The sequence below is a fragment of the Brevundimonas goettingensis genome, from assembly GCF_017487405.1.
In the GTDB taxonomy this organism is placed as follows: Bacteria; Pseudomonadota; Alphaproteobacteria; order Caulobacterales; family Caulobacteraceae; genus Brevundimonas; species Brevundimonas goettingensis.
The window spans coordinates 1487315-1501862 of the sequence record NZ_CP062222.1; the positions used below are offsets into that span (position 1 = coordinate 1487315).

The window sequence follows — 14548 nt, forward strand, 5'->3', positions numbered from 1 at the left end:
CGGCCTTGGAAGCGGGGCGGGTTGGGCCTATATAGGTTTCGTCCGGGTTCGCCCGGACTATGGCGATAAACGCGCTTGTAATAAGCGGACCGGACCCGGGTGCGATTCCCGGCGGCTCCACCAATCGCTCCCCGTTATCGGTGGGAGATGCGGGGCCGACTAGCATCGACGGACGTGTAAAGAAGACTGCTTTCGCTCGTCCTGGCCCACCGTATCGGGCCATTTTCTAACTGCGAACGATAACTTCGCTGGAGAAGTCCGCCTCGCCGCGTAATGCGGTTCGGTTGATTTCGAATCTTAAGTCCTAGGGGTTCAGATCCCTGGGCGGGGCCTGTCGGGGAGCCTGCCAACAGAATCCCCGGCGCTTATCTCCCGAGCGCCCGCCAACAGAAACCCGGCGCTTAACCTGTTTCCCGTCTTTCGCCCGTCGACCTGCGCGGTTATCAGACACGTCACAGACGCTGAGGATCAGATGGCGGAAGACACCCCCCCGGTCGACGAAATGCACTATGAGGCATTGGCCCAGGACGCGCTGCGTGGCGTGATCCGGTCCGCGCTCGAACGCGCCGCCAGCCCGTCGGGCATCCCGGGCGAGCACCATTTCTACATCACCTTCAAGACGCGCGGCCGCGGCGTCAGCGTGCCGCCGGACGTCCTGGCCAAATATCCCGACGAGATGACCATCGTCCTGCAGCACCAGTACTGGGACCTGGCCGTCGAGCACGACCTGTTCTCGGTGATGCTGAAGTTCGGCGGCATGCCCAAGGTGCTGACCGTGCCGTACAACGCCGTGACCCGCTTCTACGACCCGAGCGTGCAGTTCCTGCTGCAGTTCGAGGCCCCGGAGACGGTGGCTGAGCCCGTGGCCATCATGACGCCGGAACCGACCCGCCCCGCGACCGTCCCGCCCGAGGGCGACGATTCGGGTCCCAAGGTCGTCTCCCTGGACCAGTTCCGCAAAAAATAGTCCGTGAACCCCGCTGGCGGGGCTTTCCAGACGCGATAACGCCGATACTCTGAACCCGTTCGAGCCTTCTTGGGGGACGGGTCCTTGAGCATGCGGCGCCTTCTGACAGCGATGATCGGGCTCACCCTGCTGGCGGTCGCCCTGCCCTGCGCCGCGCAGACCGCGACACCCGCCCCGGCCAGCCGGTTCGCCGGCTGGGCCTCGGTCATAGTCGCCGGCGACTGGCGCAGCCATACCGAGCCGATCCAGGCCTTCGACAACGCCCGCCGCGATCTGGTCGCCGGATTCCTCAAGGCCGGGTTCAGCCGCGCCGACATGTATGACGCCACCCTGAGGCCCGACGTGCCCGATCCGGTCACGGCGGCCGCGGCGGTCGAGGCTATCGCGGCGACGACGGCGCGGGCGACGCGCGGCTGCCTGATCTATTTCACCTCGCACGGTGCCCCCGAGGGGATGGTGTTCGGACCCAACCGGCAGATCAGTCCCACCATGATGGCCCAGCTGGTGCGCAACTGGTGCCCGGACCGGCCGACGGTGCTGGTGGTCTCGGCCTGTTTCTCCGGCATCTTCGTCGATGGACTGGCGGCGCCGAACCGGATGATCATCACCGCCGCGCGCCGCGACCGGACGTCGTTCGGCTGTGGCGCCGACGCGACCTATCCCTATTTCGACGGTTGTATCATCGACAGCCTGCCGACGGCCTCGGACTTTATCGCCCTGGCCAACGCCACGCGTGCGTGCGTGAAGAGGCGCGAGGAGGCGGAGGCGCTGACGCCGGGCTCCGAGCCCCAGGTCTCGATCGGCTCGACGATGCAGTTCCTGCTGCCGACGCTGAGGTTCACACCGCAAGCGCCACCAGGCGGGCCGCCTGTGGCTGTGGCCGCGGCCACAGCGCGTCCGGCGGGGTGAAGCGGAGCAGGAATCACCCCAAGGACGCTCCGTAGAGTTGCAGGGGCTTGATATGAATCTGAGATCGATGGCGTCCGCCGTGGCGCTCGCGGGCCTTTGGGCGGCCTCCGCCCATGCCCAGACCGGGGCCCAGACCGTCACGCCCCCTACCTTCGCCGAGCGTCTGGCGCAGGCCGGGTCGCCCCTGACGGTCGGGCCGCAAGGCTTCTCCGGTCCGGGCGCCGTGATCCTCTCGGAGGCGGTGGACGCCAGCCGGTACGTCATGATCGGCGAGAGTCATTTTTCCCGCGAGATCCCAGCCTTCACCGCCAACGTCTGCCGCTTGATGGCGCCCGGCGGGCTGACGGCCATGGTCGTCGAGACGGGGCCGGAGGCCGCCGCGGTGGTCAACGCCGGACTGAGAGCGCCGGACCGCGAACAGCGGATGTCCAACTTCATGCGCGCCCATCCCGACGCCATGGCCTTCCTGAGCGGCCGCGATGAAAATCAGACAGCGGCTGATTGCGCCGCCGCCGCCGGGCCGGACTTCGCGCTGTGGGGACTGGACCAGGAGTTCTTCGGCGTCAGCGGCTATCTGTTCGAACAGATGCTGGCGGCCAGCCCGGGGCCGATCGCCCGCGCCCGGATCGAGGCCCTGGCCGAACAGGAGCGGACGGCGACCCAGGCGGCGCTGACCTCCGGCTCGCCCATGGACATGTTCCTGTTCAAGGCGACGGATGCGGCTCTGGACGAGGCGGGGGCGGCCATCGCACGGGACGGCGGGGACCGGGCCAAAGCGCTGTTCGCGGCCTTGCGCGAAACCCGCGCCATCTATCAGTCCTCGATGGCCCGTACCGGCGATTCCAACGGCCGCCGGGCGCGGCTGATGAAGCGGACGCTGGCGGCGCATTTCGCCGAGGCTCCGCAGGCGCGAGTGCTGATGAAGTTCGGCGCCTATCATCTGTACAAGGGCTACAACCCACTCGGGCAGCGCGACGTCGGCAATTTCGTCGCCGAGCACGCCGATGGCGCGGGCGTGGCCTCCCTCAACATGATCGTCGCCGGCGCGAGAGGCGCGCTGGGCGGATACAACGGGGTCGGCCGGCAGGTGGCCGTGCACGCGTTCGATTCCACCACGGGCGAGGACGCCGACTGGGTGAAGGATGTCGTGCTGGCCCGCCCGTCGGACACGCCGCCGGGCGACTGGATCGTGGTGGATTTGCGCCGGCTGCGCGGCGCCGATCTGGAAGCCCTGACGCCGGAGTGGCGCGGTCTCATTCGCGGCTATGACCTCGCCGTCGTCGCGCCGGAACTGTCGGCGTCCAGCGTGCTGGGGGCACGGGACGCGCCGTAGGGTCGCTGGGCAGACGTCGGCGCCCTATCTCTCCTCCCGGGAAGCGCCCGCGCGAGGTCATCGCCGCCTCAAACGGTCACGCCGAGGCCTTGCTGAGCACGACCGGCGGTTCCGTTCGCGGGAGCGCGATGACGAAGGTCGCGCCCCGGTCCGAAGTGTCGCCGAGAGAGACGGTCCCGCCCATCTGGTCGATCATGGTCCTGGTGATGGCCAGGCCCAAGCCCGTGCTCGGGGTGCTGACGACGGGGACGACCGAACTGTCCTGGGCGAAGGGCTGGAACAGCCGATCGCGGAACGCGGGCGAGACGCCCGGCCCCTGATCGGTGATCGCGATCAGGATTTCGTCGCCTGCCTGAGCCAGATTGACCCGGACCTCTGCGTTCGGCGGCGAGAATTTGATGGCGTTGGACAGGAGATTGGTGACGCACTGGGTCAGCCGATGCGCGTCGGCGACGACCCAGAGCGGGTCGTCCGGAGCTTCAAGCCGGATATCGACCGTGTGCTGTTCGGCATAGGCCTGATTGTCCTCGACGGTCTCCCTCAGGGCCAGGGCGACGTTGACGGGCTGGAAATCGAACTCGAGCGGGCCGGCGCTGACCTTCTCGAAGGTCAGGAGATCGTCGACCAGCCGCTTCATGCGACCGGCGTTGCGCGCCGCGATCCCGACGATGTTCTCGGCCTGGGGCGGAAGCACGCCTCCGGCGCCGGAGACCACCAGACCCAGAGCGCCGTTGATGGCGGTCAGCGGCGTGCGCAGTTCATGCGTCACCCGGGCGACGAAATCCTGCTTCATCTCGATGAGCCGACGAAGTTCGTCGGTGATCCGGTGGGCGTCGGACTCGGCGACGCTGCTGAAGCCGACGGCGATCGGCCCGACCAGAAGATGGGCCAGCATCATGTCTTCGTCGCTGAAGGCGGCCGGGTCCGCGGAATAGTATTTCAGGACCCCGACCGTCTGGCCCTGATGCGGGATCGGGACGACGATCATGGACCGAAGGTTCACCCGCCGACAGGCGGCGCGGTTGACCCGGGCGTCCGTTTCGCTGTCCTCGCACGAGAGCGGGCGACCGGTCAGGATGCACAGGCCGGAGAGGCTGCCGTTCACAGGCAGGCGCAGGCCGACGAGATGCTCGGAAGTGCCGCTGGCCGCCGCGTAATAGACCTGATCCGTATCCCTGAGTTCGACCACGATGCCGTTGGCCTGGGGCATCACGGAATATTCCGAGACGATGGCGCGCATGATGGCGGTCAGGTCCGCTCCTGCGTCCTTGACGCTGGCCTGGAGCTCGATCAGGCCCCGAAACCGCTCATCCTGCATATCCAGCCGCCCCGTTCATCAGACCTTGCCCCAAGGTTGTATGCAGGATTCGGTTGCAATCCTTAAGGTCTGACTTATCGCTACCCCTTTCGGGGGAAGCTGCGGATGGTGATGCGTTCGCGCTCGCCCTCGCGGCGTTCGACCAGCAAGCGCGCGACCTGTGAGTCATCGTGGAACAGATAGCCCTTGATGGCGTCCAGCAGGGCCTTGGCGAGGTTGTCGAGGTCCATCCAAGGCGGGTCGCCGACATGCTCCATGGCGATCTCGACGACATAGTCGCCGTAGGAAGGGCGTGAGGCCCACTCCTTGCGCATGAACTCGTAGACCAGGGGCTTGTAGTATTTCGCCTGGGTGGTCAGGCCGTCGATGGTGATCTCGACCACCTCGCCCGTCTCGCGCGCGCGGACCTTGCCGGTCCCGATCCAGCCGTCGTTCATTGCGGATAGACCGGCACGTTTTCCGCCTGGGCCGCCTTTCGCAGGTCGGTATCGAAGCTGCCGATGGGGCAATCGATCCTGCGCGCCAGTTCCAGATAGGCGGCGTCGTAAATCGTCAGGCCATGCAGATCCGACAGGCGAATGGTTTCGGCCAGAACCTCAGGCTCGAACGCTTCAAGATCGCGGGCTACGCCCACCCGTTCGAACTGGCTGATAGCCTTGTCGCGGTAGGCATTATCGATCCGACGACGCAGAATGTTGGTGCGCATGGCGTTGGCGACCTCGAGCGGAAAGACCGCAGGGGCGACCGCGCCGGCTGTCCTGGCCAGAACGATCACGGGCTCGGCCGCTTCCGAATCCTCGTCCGGCAAGAGCCAGGCGAGCATGATCGAGGCGTCGATGACGATCATGCGTCACGCCCCATCAGAAGCGGCGTCCCTCGTCGCGGTCGCGCCTGTTCTCGCGCCAGTTCGTCTTGAAGGCAGCCGTACTCCGAAGAGCCCGCGCGTCGGCCATCAAGGCTTCGACCTCGCCTTCGGTCACCTCGGGTGCGGCGGGGACCAGACGGGCGATGGGTTGACCATGCCGCGTCACCGTCACCGTGGCGCCGGAGGCCACGCGGCGCACAAGCTCGGAGAAGCGATTGCGCGCCTCCAGAACTCCCACCTGCATCGAGGAATTTGTAGCCATAAGTCTAGCCATATCACGAAATGGATGAGCCCGCCATCGAAGCGCTCAGCTACGACATACGGCGGGCGCTTGGCCGATCATCTCGACGGAACCGATCTTCACCGGTGGCGTCAGCTGTTCGGCCTCGGCGGGCGAGGCCTGGATGGCGCGGGCGATGTCGAGGCCGGAGGTGACGCGGCCGAAGGCGGCGAAGCCTTGGCCGTCGGCGTTGCGGCCGCCGCCGAAGTCGAGCGCGGGGGTATCCTGCGTCACGATGAAGAAGCTGGAGGTCGCGCTGTCCGGACCGCCGCGCGCCATCGAGATGGTCCCGGCGAGGTGGCTGAGGCCGGTGTCGCGGGTGCGTTCGAGGGCGATGGGGCCGAAGCCGGGGTCGTCGCTGCCGCCGGTGGTCTCGGCCTGGATGACGTCGATGGGGTGGGGATTGGCGTTTGTCGAGGCGACCACGGTGCGGAAGAAGCGGGCGTCGCGATACCGGCCTGCCTCGACATAACGCAGGAAGTTGCAGCTGGTGACGGGCGCCCGGGCCGCGTCCAGCGTCAGGGCGATGTCGCCGCGGTCGGTGTGGATGACGGCGCGGGCCTCGGCGGGAACCGGGGCCGGACCCGGGGCCGTCTGGGCCAGAAGCCCGGTCAGGATGATCGCCGTCAGCATGAGGAATCGCTCCGTCCTTGCCCCCTCGCCTGCCCGTGCTACACCCCCCGGCATCTTCCCGCCCCATTTTTCGCCACGCCTGAGAGCCTTGTCCGCGCATGACCAGCTTCCGCACCGAAACCGACACCTTCGGCCCGATCGAAGTCGATAATTCGAAATACTGGGGCGCCCAGGCGCAGCGCTCGCTGGGCAATTTCAAGATCGGCTGGGAGAAGCAGCCCCTGCCCGTCGTGCGCGCCCTGGGCATCGTCAAGCGCGCCGCCGCCGAGACCAACCAGGCGCTGGGCAAGCTGGACCCGAAGCTGGCCGAGGCCATCATCGCCGCCGCCAATGAAGTGATCGAGGGCAAGCTCGATGACCACTTCCCGCTGGTCGTCTGGCAGACGGGGTCGGGCACCCAGTCGAACATGAACGCCAATGAGGTGATCTCGAACCGCGCCATCGAGATGCTGGGCGGCGAGATGGGGACCAAGAAGCCGGTCCACCCGAACGACCACGTCAACATGAGCCAGTCGTCCAACGACACCTATCCCACGGCGATGCACGTCGCCTGCGCCGAACAGGTGGTCAAGGAGCTGCTGCCGGCCCTGAAGCATCTGCACGCCGCGCTGAAGGCCAAGTCGGAGGCTTGGGCCCACATCATCAAGATCGGCCGGACCCACACCCAGGACGCCACGCCGCTGACGCTCGGTCAGGAGTTCGGCGGCTATGCCCAGCAGGTCGAGAACGGCATCAAGCGCATCGAACAAACCCTGCCGGCCCTGATGGAGCTCGCCCAGGGCGGCACCGCGGTCGGCACCGGCCTGAACGCCCCGATCGGTTTCGCCGAAAAGGTCGCCGCCCAGATCGCCGCCATCACCGGCTTGCCCTTCACGACCGCCCCGAACAAGTTCGAGGCCCTGGCCGCCCATGACGCCATGGTCTTCTCGCACGGCGCGATCAACACGGTGGCCGCGAGCCTGTTCAAGATCGCCAACGACATCCGCTTCCTGGGCTCCGGTCCGCGTTCGGGTCTGGGCGAACTGGCCCTGCCGGAGAACGAGCCGGGTTCGTCGATCATGCCGGGCAAGGTCAATCCGACCCAGTGCGAGGCCCTGACGCAGGTCTGCGTGCAGATCTTCGGCAACAACGCGGCGCTGACCTTTGCGGGTTCGCAAGGCCACTTCGAGCTGAACGTCTACAACCCGGTGATGGCCTATAACTTCCTGCAGTCGGTGCGTCTGATGGCCGATGCGGCGATCAGCTTCACCGACAACTGCGTGGTCGGGATCGAGGCGCGCGAGGACAATATCGCGCGCGGCCTGAACAACTCGCTGATGCTGGTCACCGCCCTGAACGGCAAGCTGGGCTATGACATCTGCGCCAAGATCGCCAAGACGGCGCACAAGAACGGCACGACCCTGCGCCAGGAAGCCGTCGGGGGCGGCTACCTGACCGACGCCGAGTTCGACGAGGCCGTGCGCCCCGAGAAGATGATCTCGCCGGGCTGAGGCGAGGCCATATTCTGACGACCTTGACGGGGATCGGCCGATTTGGCGCGGTCCCCGTTTCGCGTTAGGCTATCGGCATGGGCAAGGTCGAGCTGAACATCGGGATCGATCCGGAGCTGGTCGAACAGGCCGGGCGGCTGGGCATCTCCATCGCCGGGATGGACGAGCGCGCCCTGCGGCTGCACCTGCAGAAGGTCGACCCTGCCGGCGCCGAGGCCCGGGCGAAGCGCTGGGCCGAGGAAAACGCCGAGGCGATCAGGGATCACAATCGCCGCATTCGCGAGCGTGGACTGCTGTCGGACTACATCCGCCCCTCCTGGCTGTGAAGCAGTTCGACGTCTTCGAAAATCCATCGCCCGAGGCGCGCCGTTTCGCACCTTATCTGGTCGTGCTCTCCTCCCATCTTGTCATGGGCTTCGACGACGCCGTGGTTGCGCCTCTCGTCAATGACAGCCAAGCGACCGTCGGTGCGCTGGAAATGGAGATCGATTTCGCCGGAGAAGGGCTCGTTCTCGTCGTGAGCGAACTCGCGAGCATGGCCGGGCGGAATCTCAGGCGGCGCATAGGTTCTGTGACCCACCACGAAGACGGCATTCGTCGTGCGCTGGACCGGCTGTTCACCGGCTTCTGAAGCACGCCCGGACCTGCCAATCGCCTCGCGCGATGTGTCGCATCGACACACGCCTTGGTTGCTCTAGGGGGCCGTGGTATGTGAAGCAGGCCCACGCCCGGCAGCGGCGTTCACGGGGGTCACCGATGGCCAGCGTCCGCGTCTTCTTTGCGACGAACCGCAACCATATCCCCGCCAAACAGACCTTCGGAGGCGCCTTCAATCCCGACGGGGTGGCGGCCCTGAGGTTCGGCTATGCCGACTTCGCGCCGGACCCGAAGAGGCCGGTAAGGCAGGCCCTGGTCGTCTATCCCGACAAGAAGGGCGTTCAGGACGTCGCCAAAATGGGCAGCGGCATGTTCATGACGGACTTGCGCGCGGTGATGGCGTCGGGGCCCAAAACCGACACCCTGGTCTTCATCCACGGGTTCAACGTGACCTTCGACGGCGCCCTGCAGGCCGGGGCCCTGCTCGCCCAGAGCCTGAGCGTCGAGGGCCGGCCGGTGAACATCGTCGTCTTCAGCTGGCCCTCCGACGGCAAGGCCATTCCGCTGATGTCCTATTACAGCGACCGCGAGGACGCCCGGGTGACAGGCCCCGCCGTGGCCCGCGCCTTTCTGAAATTCCGCGACTATGTGCTGGCGCTCAAGGACAGCGAATACTGCCAGCGCAATGTTCACCTGCTGGTCCACAGCATGGGCGCCTATGTACTCAGGAACGCCATCCAGGCCCTGATCGCCAAGGACCAGAACAGTCTGACGCGGCTGTTCGACCAGATCCTGCTGGCAGCGCCCGACGAGGATGACGACACCTTCGAACACGATACGAAGCTGAGGCTACTGCCGCGCATCGGGCGGCAGGTGACGGTCTATTTCAACCCGCGCGACAAGGGGCTGCTGGTCTCCGACAAGACCAAGGCCAATCCGGACCGGCTGGGCTCGGACGGGCCGCGGATGGTCGACCTGATCCCCAAGAAGATCGCCTGCGTCGACTGCCGGATCGTGTCGGGCGCCGCCGATCCCTTTGTCGAGCATAGCTACTATATCCGCAGCCAGGCGATGGCGGCGGATATCTCGAACGTGCTGGCCGACCACCCGCTGGACGGTTTTCCCAACCGCGAATATTTGCCCCGCACGCGCAACTGGCGGATCGCCACCGAGCCCGGACCGACGACGGTGGAGGTGCCGGACGCGGCGGTGGCCAGACCGCAGAGCTGAGTCGGGGCGACCGGTCTTATTTGTTCCGGATCGTCCGTCCCACGGGGGCGAGGGCCAGTTTGGCCAGCTCCAGGTCCTTGAGCGCGAACGGGATGCCGATGATCGAGACGAACTCGGCGACCGCGATGATCAGGTGCGACAAGGCGATGTACCAGCCGGCGAAGACGAACCAGATGATGTTCAGCGGCAGGCCGAGGCAGCCGCCGCCCGCCGGAAGCTCGTCCTGCCAGACGACCTCGCGGCCGAAGGGCCAGAAGGAGTAGCTGGCGATCCGCCAGGCCGCGAAGGTCCAGGGCAGGCCGACCACGGTCAGGGCCAGGATCGCGCCGCCCAGCAGCCAGAGCAGGCCGGAAACCCAGCCGCCGAAGATGAACCAGAGGATGTTGAGGATCAGTCGGATCATGATGATCCAATGCTGAAGCTGTGCGTTGCAGCAAGCAAGGGCCTGACTGCGTTTGCGTCGTGAATTCGCGGTAAGCTCGGCGTCGGAAAACCGCCTCTGGAAGGGCATCGTCGATGATTCGCAGGACCGTTCTGGCCCTTACCGTTCTCAGCGCCCTGATGCTGGCCGGGTGCGGGACCCTGGCGCGGCCGGAGGGGCCGCTCAGGATCGCGCCGGAATCGCTGATCCCGGTCGCGGATCCGCGCATACGGTCCAATGACACCGCCAAGCTCCAGGCCCTGGCCGACCAGATCGAGAGCCGGCTGAGCGCCGATGGCGGGCGCGAGCGGATCCTGGCCCTGTCCGGCGGCGGGGCCAACGGGGCCTACGGCGCCGGGGTCATCGTCGGCTGGACCGAGCGCGGCGACCGGCCGAGCTTCAACGTCGTCACCGGGGTCAGCACCGGGGCCCTGGCCGCGCCCTTCGCCTTCCTGGGGCCGGAGTGGGACGACGAGCTGCGCGACGCCTACGTCGGCGGCGGGACCAACGGCCTGCTCAGCGCCCGCACCTTCTCGGCCCTGCGCGGGCCCAGCCTGTTCTCCTCGCGAGTGTTACGCGATCTGGTGGATCGGAATGTGACGCCGGAGCTGCTGCGCGCCATCGCGGCCGAACACGCCAAGGGCCGCCGGCTGCTGGTCGCCACGACCGATCTGGACACCGAAGAGACGGTGATCTGGGACATGGGAGTGCTGGCGACGCAGGGGGACGAGAATGCGCTGAAGCTGTTCCGCGACGTGCTGGTGGCCTCGGCCAGCATTCCCGGCATCTTCCCGCCGGTGCTGATCGCCGGGATGACCGAACAGGGCCAGGTGGTTCAGGACATGCACGTCGACGGCGGGGTCAACACCCCCTTCCTGGCCATCCCCGAGGACCTGCTGCTGTGGACCAATCCGTCGCAGCATCGGGCCAACAGCGCCCTTTATGTGATCATCAACGGTCAGGTGGGCCGCAACACCGGCGTCACCCCGGGCCGGATCGACGGAATTTTGAGCCGGACATACGAAAGCATGAGCAAGTCGTCGCTGCGGCTGGCCCTGGCCGCCAATGCCGCGTTCGGCGCGCGCAACGGCATGTCGGTGACCATGTCCTCGATCCCGGACAATATCACAGTCTCCAGCCTGAAGTTCGACACCGCCTCGATGCAGGCCCTGTTCGAACTGGGCCGCAGCCGGGCGGTCAGCGGCGAGGCCTGGGCCTCGGTCAACCAGACGGGACGGCCCGAGCCCCTGGTCGCGCCCCAGACCTTGCCTGAGGACGAGATCCCCGAGGTGCTGGCGACGCCGCCGACGCCCGCCGCGCCGCCGGGGACACCTGCGCCTCACCCTGAGACCGGAACTCAGCCGGCAGCGCCAGAGCCCTGATCCGCATAGCAAAAGGCCCCGCCGAATGACGGGGCCTTTCGTGTGTCTGGCTTCGGGAGCCTAGTGGGGCTTCTCGGTCCAGCGGGCCTTGGCGTCGTCCTTGGTGAGGTTCAGATGGACGTGCTCATCGACGTGATCGACCCAACTGACGGGGATCATATGGTGCTTGAAGCCGCCGGCGAGGTCGAGCTTGGCCAGCTCGATCTGGTCGCCATTGACGTGGTCGACGCGACCGACGTGGCCGCCGTCCGAGCCGACGACTTCGAGGTGTTCCTTGATGAGGGCGAGGTCTACCATGGGAGTTCTCCTTGCGAGATGGGTTGTGCCATATCAACGCGACCGGCTCGGGTGAGTTTCGTTGAACGCCCTGTTAGAGCGTTGATTTATCAAGCGTCACCGGAGGAACCTTTGGCGGAGATCATCAATCTGAACCGCGCGCGCAAGGCGAAGGCGAAGGATGACGCCAGGGCGATGGCGGCGGTCAACCGCGCCGCGCATGGACGGACGAAGGCCGAGCGTGAGGCGGCGGAGACGGAACGGTCGAAGGTCTCGCGGCTTCTGGATGGGGCGAAACGAGAGACGCCGGAGGACTGACCATGGGTGGATACGCCGCCGATCCCCGGACTCGTCTGGGCCTGATCTCGCTGCTGGCCGTGCGCCGGATCAAGGCCGAGAAGATGCGCCGGATGAAGGCCGCCGCGGCGAGGACGCCCGATGCGGTCGAGGCCGCCAAGGTCGCGAAGACGAAGACCAAACGATCCGGCTGGTTTCGCTGATCCCCCTGACCGCTCATCCCGACGAAGGCCGGAATCCAGGTTCAGATACCGAGTCCGCCGCAAGAATTCTGACCATGCGAAACCTCAGGCGCCGGATGTGAATCTGAGTCCCGGCCTTCGCCGGGATGAGCGGAGCTTTGATGCTGGTTCCGCTAGGAGCCTTTCGGCGCCCGGGCGAGCAGCACCTGACCGGCGACGACCAGACCCACGCCGACCAGCGCCGTCCAGCCGAAACGGGCGCCTTCGAACACGACCGAGACCAGAAGCGCGATCGGGGGCGTCAGGGCCCCGATATAGCTGGCGAGGGTGTAGCCCCGGCTGCGGGCGACGCTGAAATAGATCACGAAGGCGATCACCGAGCCGAACACCGACAGATAGAGCAGCGACAGCAGATAGGCCGGGGTCAGGGCGATGGAGAAATGCACCCCCGTCACCAGTCCGAAGACGGCGACCAGCGCCGCGCCATAGCCCATGGCCCAGGCAGTGGCCGGGATGACCTGCGAGCCGGCCTGCTGACCACGCCAGGCGAACCAGTTGGCGAGGGTCGAGACGGCGGCGGCGGCGACGGCCAGCGCGACGCCGATCCCTGCCTGAGGCCCCAGACGGGCGCCGAGCAACTCTCCGCCCGACAGGACGGCGACGCCGAGCGCGCCGAGCCCGGCCCCGGTCCAGACGGCCCGGTGGGCGGTCTGTTTCTGCACAACCCGGAACAGGATCAGGTTCATCAGGGCCATGGACGCGAATGCCACGGCGACGACGCCCGAGGTGATCAGCCCCTCGGCCGTGTAGACGAAGGCGTAGCTGAGGGCGAAGGCGAACATCCCCTGCCCCGCCGCCGCCAGATGCTGGACACGGGTCAGGCGAATGGACCGGCCGGTCGCCAGACAGACGCCGAACAGGATCAGCGACGCCAGGCCGAAGCGCCAGACGATGGAAGCGATCGGATCGACGCGGCCCAGCTGGAAGGTGATGGCGAACCAGGTCGTGCCCCAGATCAGGGCGCAGACGCCCACGCCCAGCACCGCGAGGGCGCCGGCGGACGGTCTGAACAGGGTCGGACGAGGCAGGTCGGTCGGGGTCAAGTGAGGCTCGGGGAGGATTGGGCCGTGAGATGGACCGACCCGCGTTCGCCCGCAACGCGATTGTGGGCCGGGAGGCACAAGCGGGGCTTATGCCTCCCCTTGCCCTCAGGCGATCCGGAGCTCGCCGAGGCTGGAGCCCAGCCAGGCCCGCCATTGCTGCTCCAGACCCGCGCGGTCCGGGGCCAGGCCGCGCGCCTGCCCCTCGGTCGCCAGCCACTGGTCGAAGCTGTCGCCCCGGCTGAAGGCGTCGAGGATGGAGCCGAACACCGCCGGATCGTTCGTCCGGGCCATCAGGAAGTCGGCGAACATCCGGACCCGCAGGTAGAAGAGATTGACCGGGTCGATGGCGCCCGTCGCGCTGGCGCGGATGGTGGTGGCCACGCCCTCGGTCCGGGGACGGTCCGCCGCCCGGTCCCGGGCATGGGCGGGATGGACCTGATCCAGAAGGGGCGAGAGATCGACGAGATCGGCGCTGCGCAGACCCACGGTCATGGTGGGCATGCTGTTCTGATAGAGCTGCCGGAACTGCTGGCGGCGACCGTCGGCATTGACGTCGCTCTCGCCGAGGATGGCGGCCATCTCGTCCATCCAGTCCGGGCCCGGTCCGCCATAGTGGCCGCCGGCATCGGAATGGGCGGTCGGCCAGCCGGCCTGAACGTACCACTGATGCGACAGCTCATGCGGCAGGACCGAGGCCTCGCGCACGGAGATGTCGGTGTCCATGGCGGCCATGCGGGTGGCGACGGCCTGTTCAATCATCGCCTCGGTCCGGCCCGCGGCGCGCATCTGGGGCACGGCGCCCTCCTGCAGGGCCTTGATGCGCATCTCCTTCTGGGCCTGAAGGGTCGGCTGCGGCAGGGCCCTGTCGACGCCGACCGCCCGCAACGCCGCGCTGGTTTGCCCCACGGTGCCCTTGTCGGTGAACTCATAGACCACATAGGGGCCGACGGGCCGGCCGAAATGGGTTTCGAAGCGCCGCTCGCCCTCGGCGGCGTAGCCGGCCATCTGTGTTGCCCGGGCCGTGTCGGGCGCCACCGCCGCGCCGTGAGCCGTCTCGACACAGGCCGACCCGGGGAAGGTCGCGGCGATCCGGTCGCACGTCTCACCCGCGCTGGCGGCGCCGGCGGTCCCCATCAGGCCGAGGCTCAAGGCCAGGCCGGTCACTCCAGTCACGGTCTTCATCGCATCCCTTCCAAAAAAACCGGCTTTCCAGGAAAGCCTGACCGAAAGGGAGCGTTCGCCGACCGGCGCTTTTATGGCCCGTT

19 protein-coding genes and 1 other RNA gene are annotated in these 14548 nt (G+C 67.2%); 11 read left to right on the forward strand and 9 right to left on the reverse strand.

Features of this window, described 5'->3' with window-relative positions; genetic code table 11:
- The first annotated feature begins 1 nt into the window (after nucleotide 1).
- The 4 genes from ssrA (at nucleotide 2) to IFJ75_RS07395 (ending at nucleotide 3209) form a co-directional block, all read left to right on the forward strand.
- Nucleotides 2–364, forward strand: a transfer-messenger RNA (tmRNA) gene (gene ssrA, locus IFJ75_RS07380).
- Between the two features lie 108 nt (nucleotides 365–472).
- Complete coding sequence (locus tag IFJ75_RS07385; RefSeq protein WP_207931951.1) at nucleotides 473–967, forward strand: SspB family protein; 495 nt, start codon at nucleotides 473–475, stop codon at nucleotides 965–967.
- Nucleotides 968–1078: 111 nt separating this feature from the next.
- Nucleotides 1079–1876 carry a C13 family peptidase gene (locus tag IFJ75_RS07390; protein ID WP_207931952.1) on the forward strand — a complete coding sequence of 266 codons (798 nt, stop codon included), beginning with the start codon at nucleotides 1079–1081 and terminating at the stop codon, nucleotides 1874–1876.
- A gap of 52 nt (nucleotides 1877–1928) precedes the next feature.
- Nucleotides 1929–3209: a hypothetical protein gene (locus IFJ75_RS07395; RefSeq protein WP_207931953.1), complete on the forward strand. Its 1281-nt coding sequence runs from the start codon at nucleotides 1929–1931 to the stop codon at nucleotides 3207–3209.
- A gap of 76 nt (nucleotides 3210–3285) precedes the next feature.
- On the opposite strand, the gene IFJ75_RS07400 is transcribed toward IFJ75_RS07395, so the two are convergent.
- The 5 genes from IFJ75_RS07400 to IFJ75_RS07420 form a co-directional block, all read right to left on the reverse strand.
- On the reverse strand, nucleotides 3286–4527 hold the full coding sequence (locus IFJ75_RS07400; RefSeq protein WP_207931954.1) for a sensor histidine kinase: 1242 nt from the start codon (nucleotides 4525–4527) through the stop codon (nucleotides 3286–3288).
- An 80-nt stretch (nucleotides 4528–4607) separates the two neighbouring features.
- Nucleotides 4608–4964 carry a RusA family crossover junction endodeoxyribonuclease gene (locus tag IFJ75_RS07405; protein ID WP_207931955.1) on the reverse strand — a complete coding sequence of 119 codons (357 nt, stop codon included), beginning with the start codon at nucleotides 4962–4964 and terminating at the stop codon, nucleotides 4608–4610.
- Nucleotides 4961–5374, reverse strand: coding sequence for a type II toxin-antitoxin system VapC family toxin (locus IFJ75_RS07410; RefSeq protein ID WP_207931956.1), 414 nt, complete (start codon nucleotides 5372–5374; stop codon nucleotides 4961–4963). Before IFJ75_RS07410 ends, IFJ75_RS07405 begins: the two co-directional genes overlap by 4 nt.
- A 13-nt stretch (nucleotides 5375–5387) precedes the next feature.
- Complete coding sequence (locus IFJ75_RS07415; protein ID WP_207931957.1) at nucleotides 5388–5654, reverse strand: type II toxin-antitoxin system Phd/YefM family antitoxin; 267 nt, start codon at nucleotides 5652–5654, stop codon at nucleotides 5388–5390.
- 45 nt (nucleotides 5655–5699) lie between these two features.
- Nucleotides 5700–6305, reverse strand: a complete 606-nt coding sequence (locus IFJ75_RS07420) for a peptidylprolyl isomerase (RefSeq protein WP_207931958.1) — start codon at nucleotides 6303–6305, stop codon at nucleotides 5700–5702.
- 98 nt (nucleotides 6306–6403) lie between these two features.
- On the opposite strand from IFJ75_RS07420, the gene fumC reads away from it, so the two are divergent.
- The 4 genes from fumC to IFJ75_RS07440 all read left to right on the forward strand — a co-directional run bounded on the left by fumC (nucleotide 6404) and on the right by IFJ75_RS07440 (nucleotide 9622).
- Complete coding sequence (gene fumC / locus IFJ75_RS07425) at nucleotides 6404–7795, forward strand: class II fumarate hydratase (RefSeq protein ID WP_207931959.1); 1392 nt, start codon at nucleotides 6404–6406, stop codon at nucleotides 7793–7795.
- A gap of 77 nt (nucleotides 7796–7872) precedes the next feature.
- Nucleotides 7873–8121 (forward strand): type II toxin-antitoxin system CcdA family antitoxin, encoded by a 249-nt coding sequence (locus tag IFJ75_RS07430; protein WP_207931960.1) that lies wholly within the window; start codon nucleotides 7873–7875, stop codon nucleotides 8119–8121.
- On the forward strand, nucleotides 8118–8426 hold the full coding sequence (locus IFJ75_RS07435) for a CcdB family protein (protein ID WP_207931961.1): 309 nt from the start codon (nucleotides 8118–8120) through the stop codon (nucleotides 8424–8426). The genes IFJ75_RS07430 and IFJ75_RS07435 overlap by 4 nt, the downstream gene beginning before the upstream one ends.
- 125 nt (nucleotides 8427–8551) lie before the next feature.
- Entirely contained in the window at nucleotides 8552–9622 is a 1071-nt protein-coding gene (locus IFJ75_RS07440) for an alpha/beta hydrolase (RefSeq protein WP_207931962.1), read from the forward strand.
- Between the two features lie 16 nt (nucleotides 9623–9638).
- Here the strand turns inward: IFJ75_RS07440 and IFJ75_RS07445 are convergent, their stop codons facing one another.
- A complete protein-coding gene (locus IFJ75_RS07445; RefSeq protein ID WP_207931963.1) occupies nucleotides 9639–10025 on the reverse strand; it encodes a YccF domain-containing protein in 387 nt (128 codons plus the stop codon).
- A gap of 113 nt (nucleotides 10026–10138) precedes the next feature.
- On the opposite strand from IFJ75_RS07445, the gene IFJ75_RS07450 reads away from it, so the two are divergent.
- A complete protein-coding gene (locus IFJ75_RS07450) occupies nucleotides 10139–11425 on the forward strand; it encodes a patatin-like phospholipase family protein (RefSeq protein ID WP_207931964.1) in 1287 nt (428 codons plus the stop codon).
- Between the two features lie 60 nt (nucleotides 11426–11485).
- Here the strand turns inward: IFJ75_RS07450 and IFJ75_RS07455 are convergent, their stop codons facing one another.
- Complete coding sequence (locus IFJ75_RS07455; RefSeq protein ID WP_207931965.1) at nucleotides 11486–11722, reverse strand: DUF2171 domain-containing protein; 237 nt, start codon at nucleotides 11720–11722, stop codon at nucleotides 11486–11488.
- 111 nt (nucleotides 11723–11833) lie between these two features.
- Here IFJ75_RS07455 and IFJ75_RS07460 point away from each other — a divergent pair, with 111 nt between their 5' ends.
- A complete protein-coding gene (locus IFJ75_RS07460) occupies nucleotides 11834–12019 on the forward strand; it encodes a DUF4169 family protein (RefSeq protein ID WP_207931966.1) in 186 nt (61 codons plus the stop codon).
- A 2-nt stretch (nucleotides 12020–12021) separates the two neighbouring features.
- Nucleotides 12022–12201: a hypothetical protein gene (locus tag IFJ75_RS07465; protein WP_207931967.1), complete on the forward strand. Its 180-nt coding sequence runs from the start codon at nucleotides 12022–12024 to the stop codon at nucleotides 12199–12201.
- A 152-nt stretch (nucleotides 12202–12353) separates the two neighbouring features.
- Here the strand turns inward: IFJ75_RS07465 and IFJ75_RS07470 are convergent, their stop codons facing one another.
- On the reverse strand, nucleotides 12354–13283 hold the full coding sequence (locus IFJ75_RS07470) for a DMT family transporter (RefSeq protein ID WP_225897040.1): 930 nt from the start codon (nucleotides 13281–13283) through the stop codon (nucleotides 12354–12356).
- Between the two features lie 105 nt (nucleotides 13284–13388).
- Nucleotides 13389–14465 (reverse strand): hypothetical protein, encoded by a 1077-nt coding sequence (locus IFJ75_RS07475; protein WP_207931968.1) that lies wholly within the window; start codon nucleotides 14463–14465, stop codon nucleotides 13389–13391.
- Nucleotides 14466–14548 lie beyond the last annotated feature (83 nt).

Excerpts from the sequence above, each read along its gene's own strand:
- IFJ75_RS07410 (WP_207931956.1), bottom strand. The coding sequence starts at position 5,374 with ATGATCGTCATCGACGCCTCGATCATGCTCGCCTGGCTCTTGCCGGAC.
- IFJ75_RS07465 (WP_207931967.1), top strand. The coding sequence starts at position 12,022 with ATGGGTGGATACGCCGCCGATCCCCGGACTCGTCTGGGCCTGATCTCG.
- IFJ75_RS07455 (WP_207931965.1), bottom strand. The coding sequence starts at position 11,722 with ATGGTAGACCTCGCCCTCATCAAGGAACACCTCGAAGTCGTCGGCTCG.
- IFJ75_RS07440 (WP_207931962.1), top strand. The coding sequence starts at position 8,552 with ATGGCCAGCGTCCGCGTCTTCTTTGCGACGAACCGCAACCATATCCCC.
- IFJ75_RS07415 (WP_207931957.1), bottom strand. The coding sequence starts at position 5,654 with ATGGCTACAAATTCCTCGATGCAGGTGGGAGTTCTGGAGGCGCGCAAT.
- IFJ75_RS07475 (WP_207931968.1), bottom strand. The coding sequence starts at position 14,465 with ATGAAGACCGTGACTGGAGTGACCGGCCTGGCCTTGAGCCTCGGCCTG.
- IFJ75_RS07430 (WP_207931960.1), top strand. The coding sequence starts at position 7,873 with ATGGGCAAGGTCGAGCTGAACATCGGGATCGATCCGGAGCTGGTCGAA.
- IFJ75_RS07400 (WP_207931954.1), bottom strand. The coding sequence starts at position 4,527 with ATGCAGGATGAGCGGTTTCGGGGCCTGATCGAGCTCCAGGCCAGCGTC.
- IFJ75_RS07405 (WP_207931955.1), bottom strand. The coding sequence starts at position 4,964 with ATGAACGACGGCTGGATCGGGACCGGCAAGGTCCGCGCGCGCGAGACG.
- fumC (WP_207931959.1), top strand. The coding sequence starts at position 6,404 with ATGACCAGCTTCCGCACCGAAACCGACACCTTCGGCCCGATCGAAGTC.
- IFJ75_RS07445 (WP_207931963.1), bottom strand. The coding sequence starts at position 10,025 with ATGATCCGACTGATCCTCAACATCCTCTGGTTCATCTTCGGCGGCTGG.
- IFJ75_RS07420 (WP_207931958.1), bottom strand. The coding sequence starts at position 6,305 with ATGCTGACGGCGATCATCCTGACCGGGCTTCTGGCCCAGACGGCCCCG.
- IFJ75_RS07385 (WP_207931951.1), top strand. The coding sequence starts at position 473 with ATGGCGGAAGACACCCCCCCGGTCGACGAAATGCACTATGAGGCATTG.
- IFJ75_RS07450 (WP_207931964.1), top strand. The coding sequence starts at position 10,139 with ATGATTCGCAGGACCGTTCTGGCCCTTACCGTTCTCAGCGCCCTGATG.
- IFJ75_RS07390 (WP_207931952.1), top strand. The coding sequence starts at position 1,079 with ATGATCGGGCTCACCCTGCTGGCGGTCGCCCTGCCCTGCGCCGCGCAG.
- IFJ75_RS07395 (WP_207931953.1), top strand. The coding sequence starts at position 1,929 with ATGAATCTGAGATCGATGGCGTCCGCCGTGGCGCTCGCGGGCCTTTGG.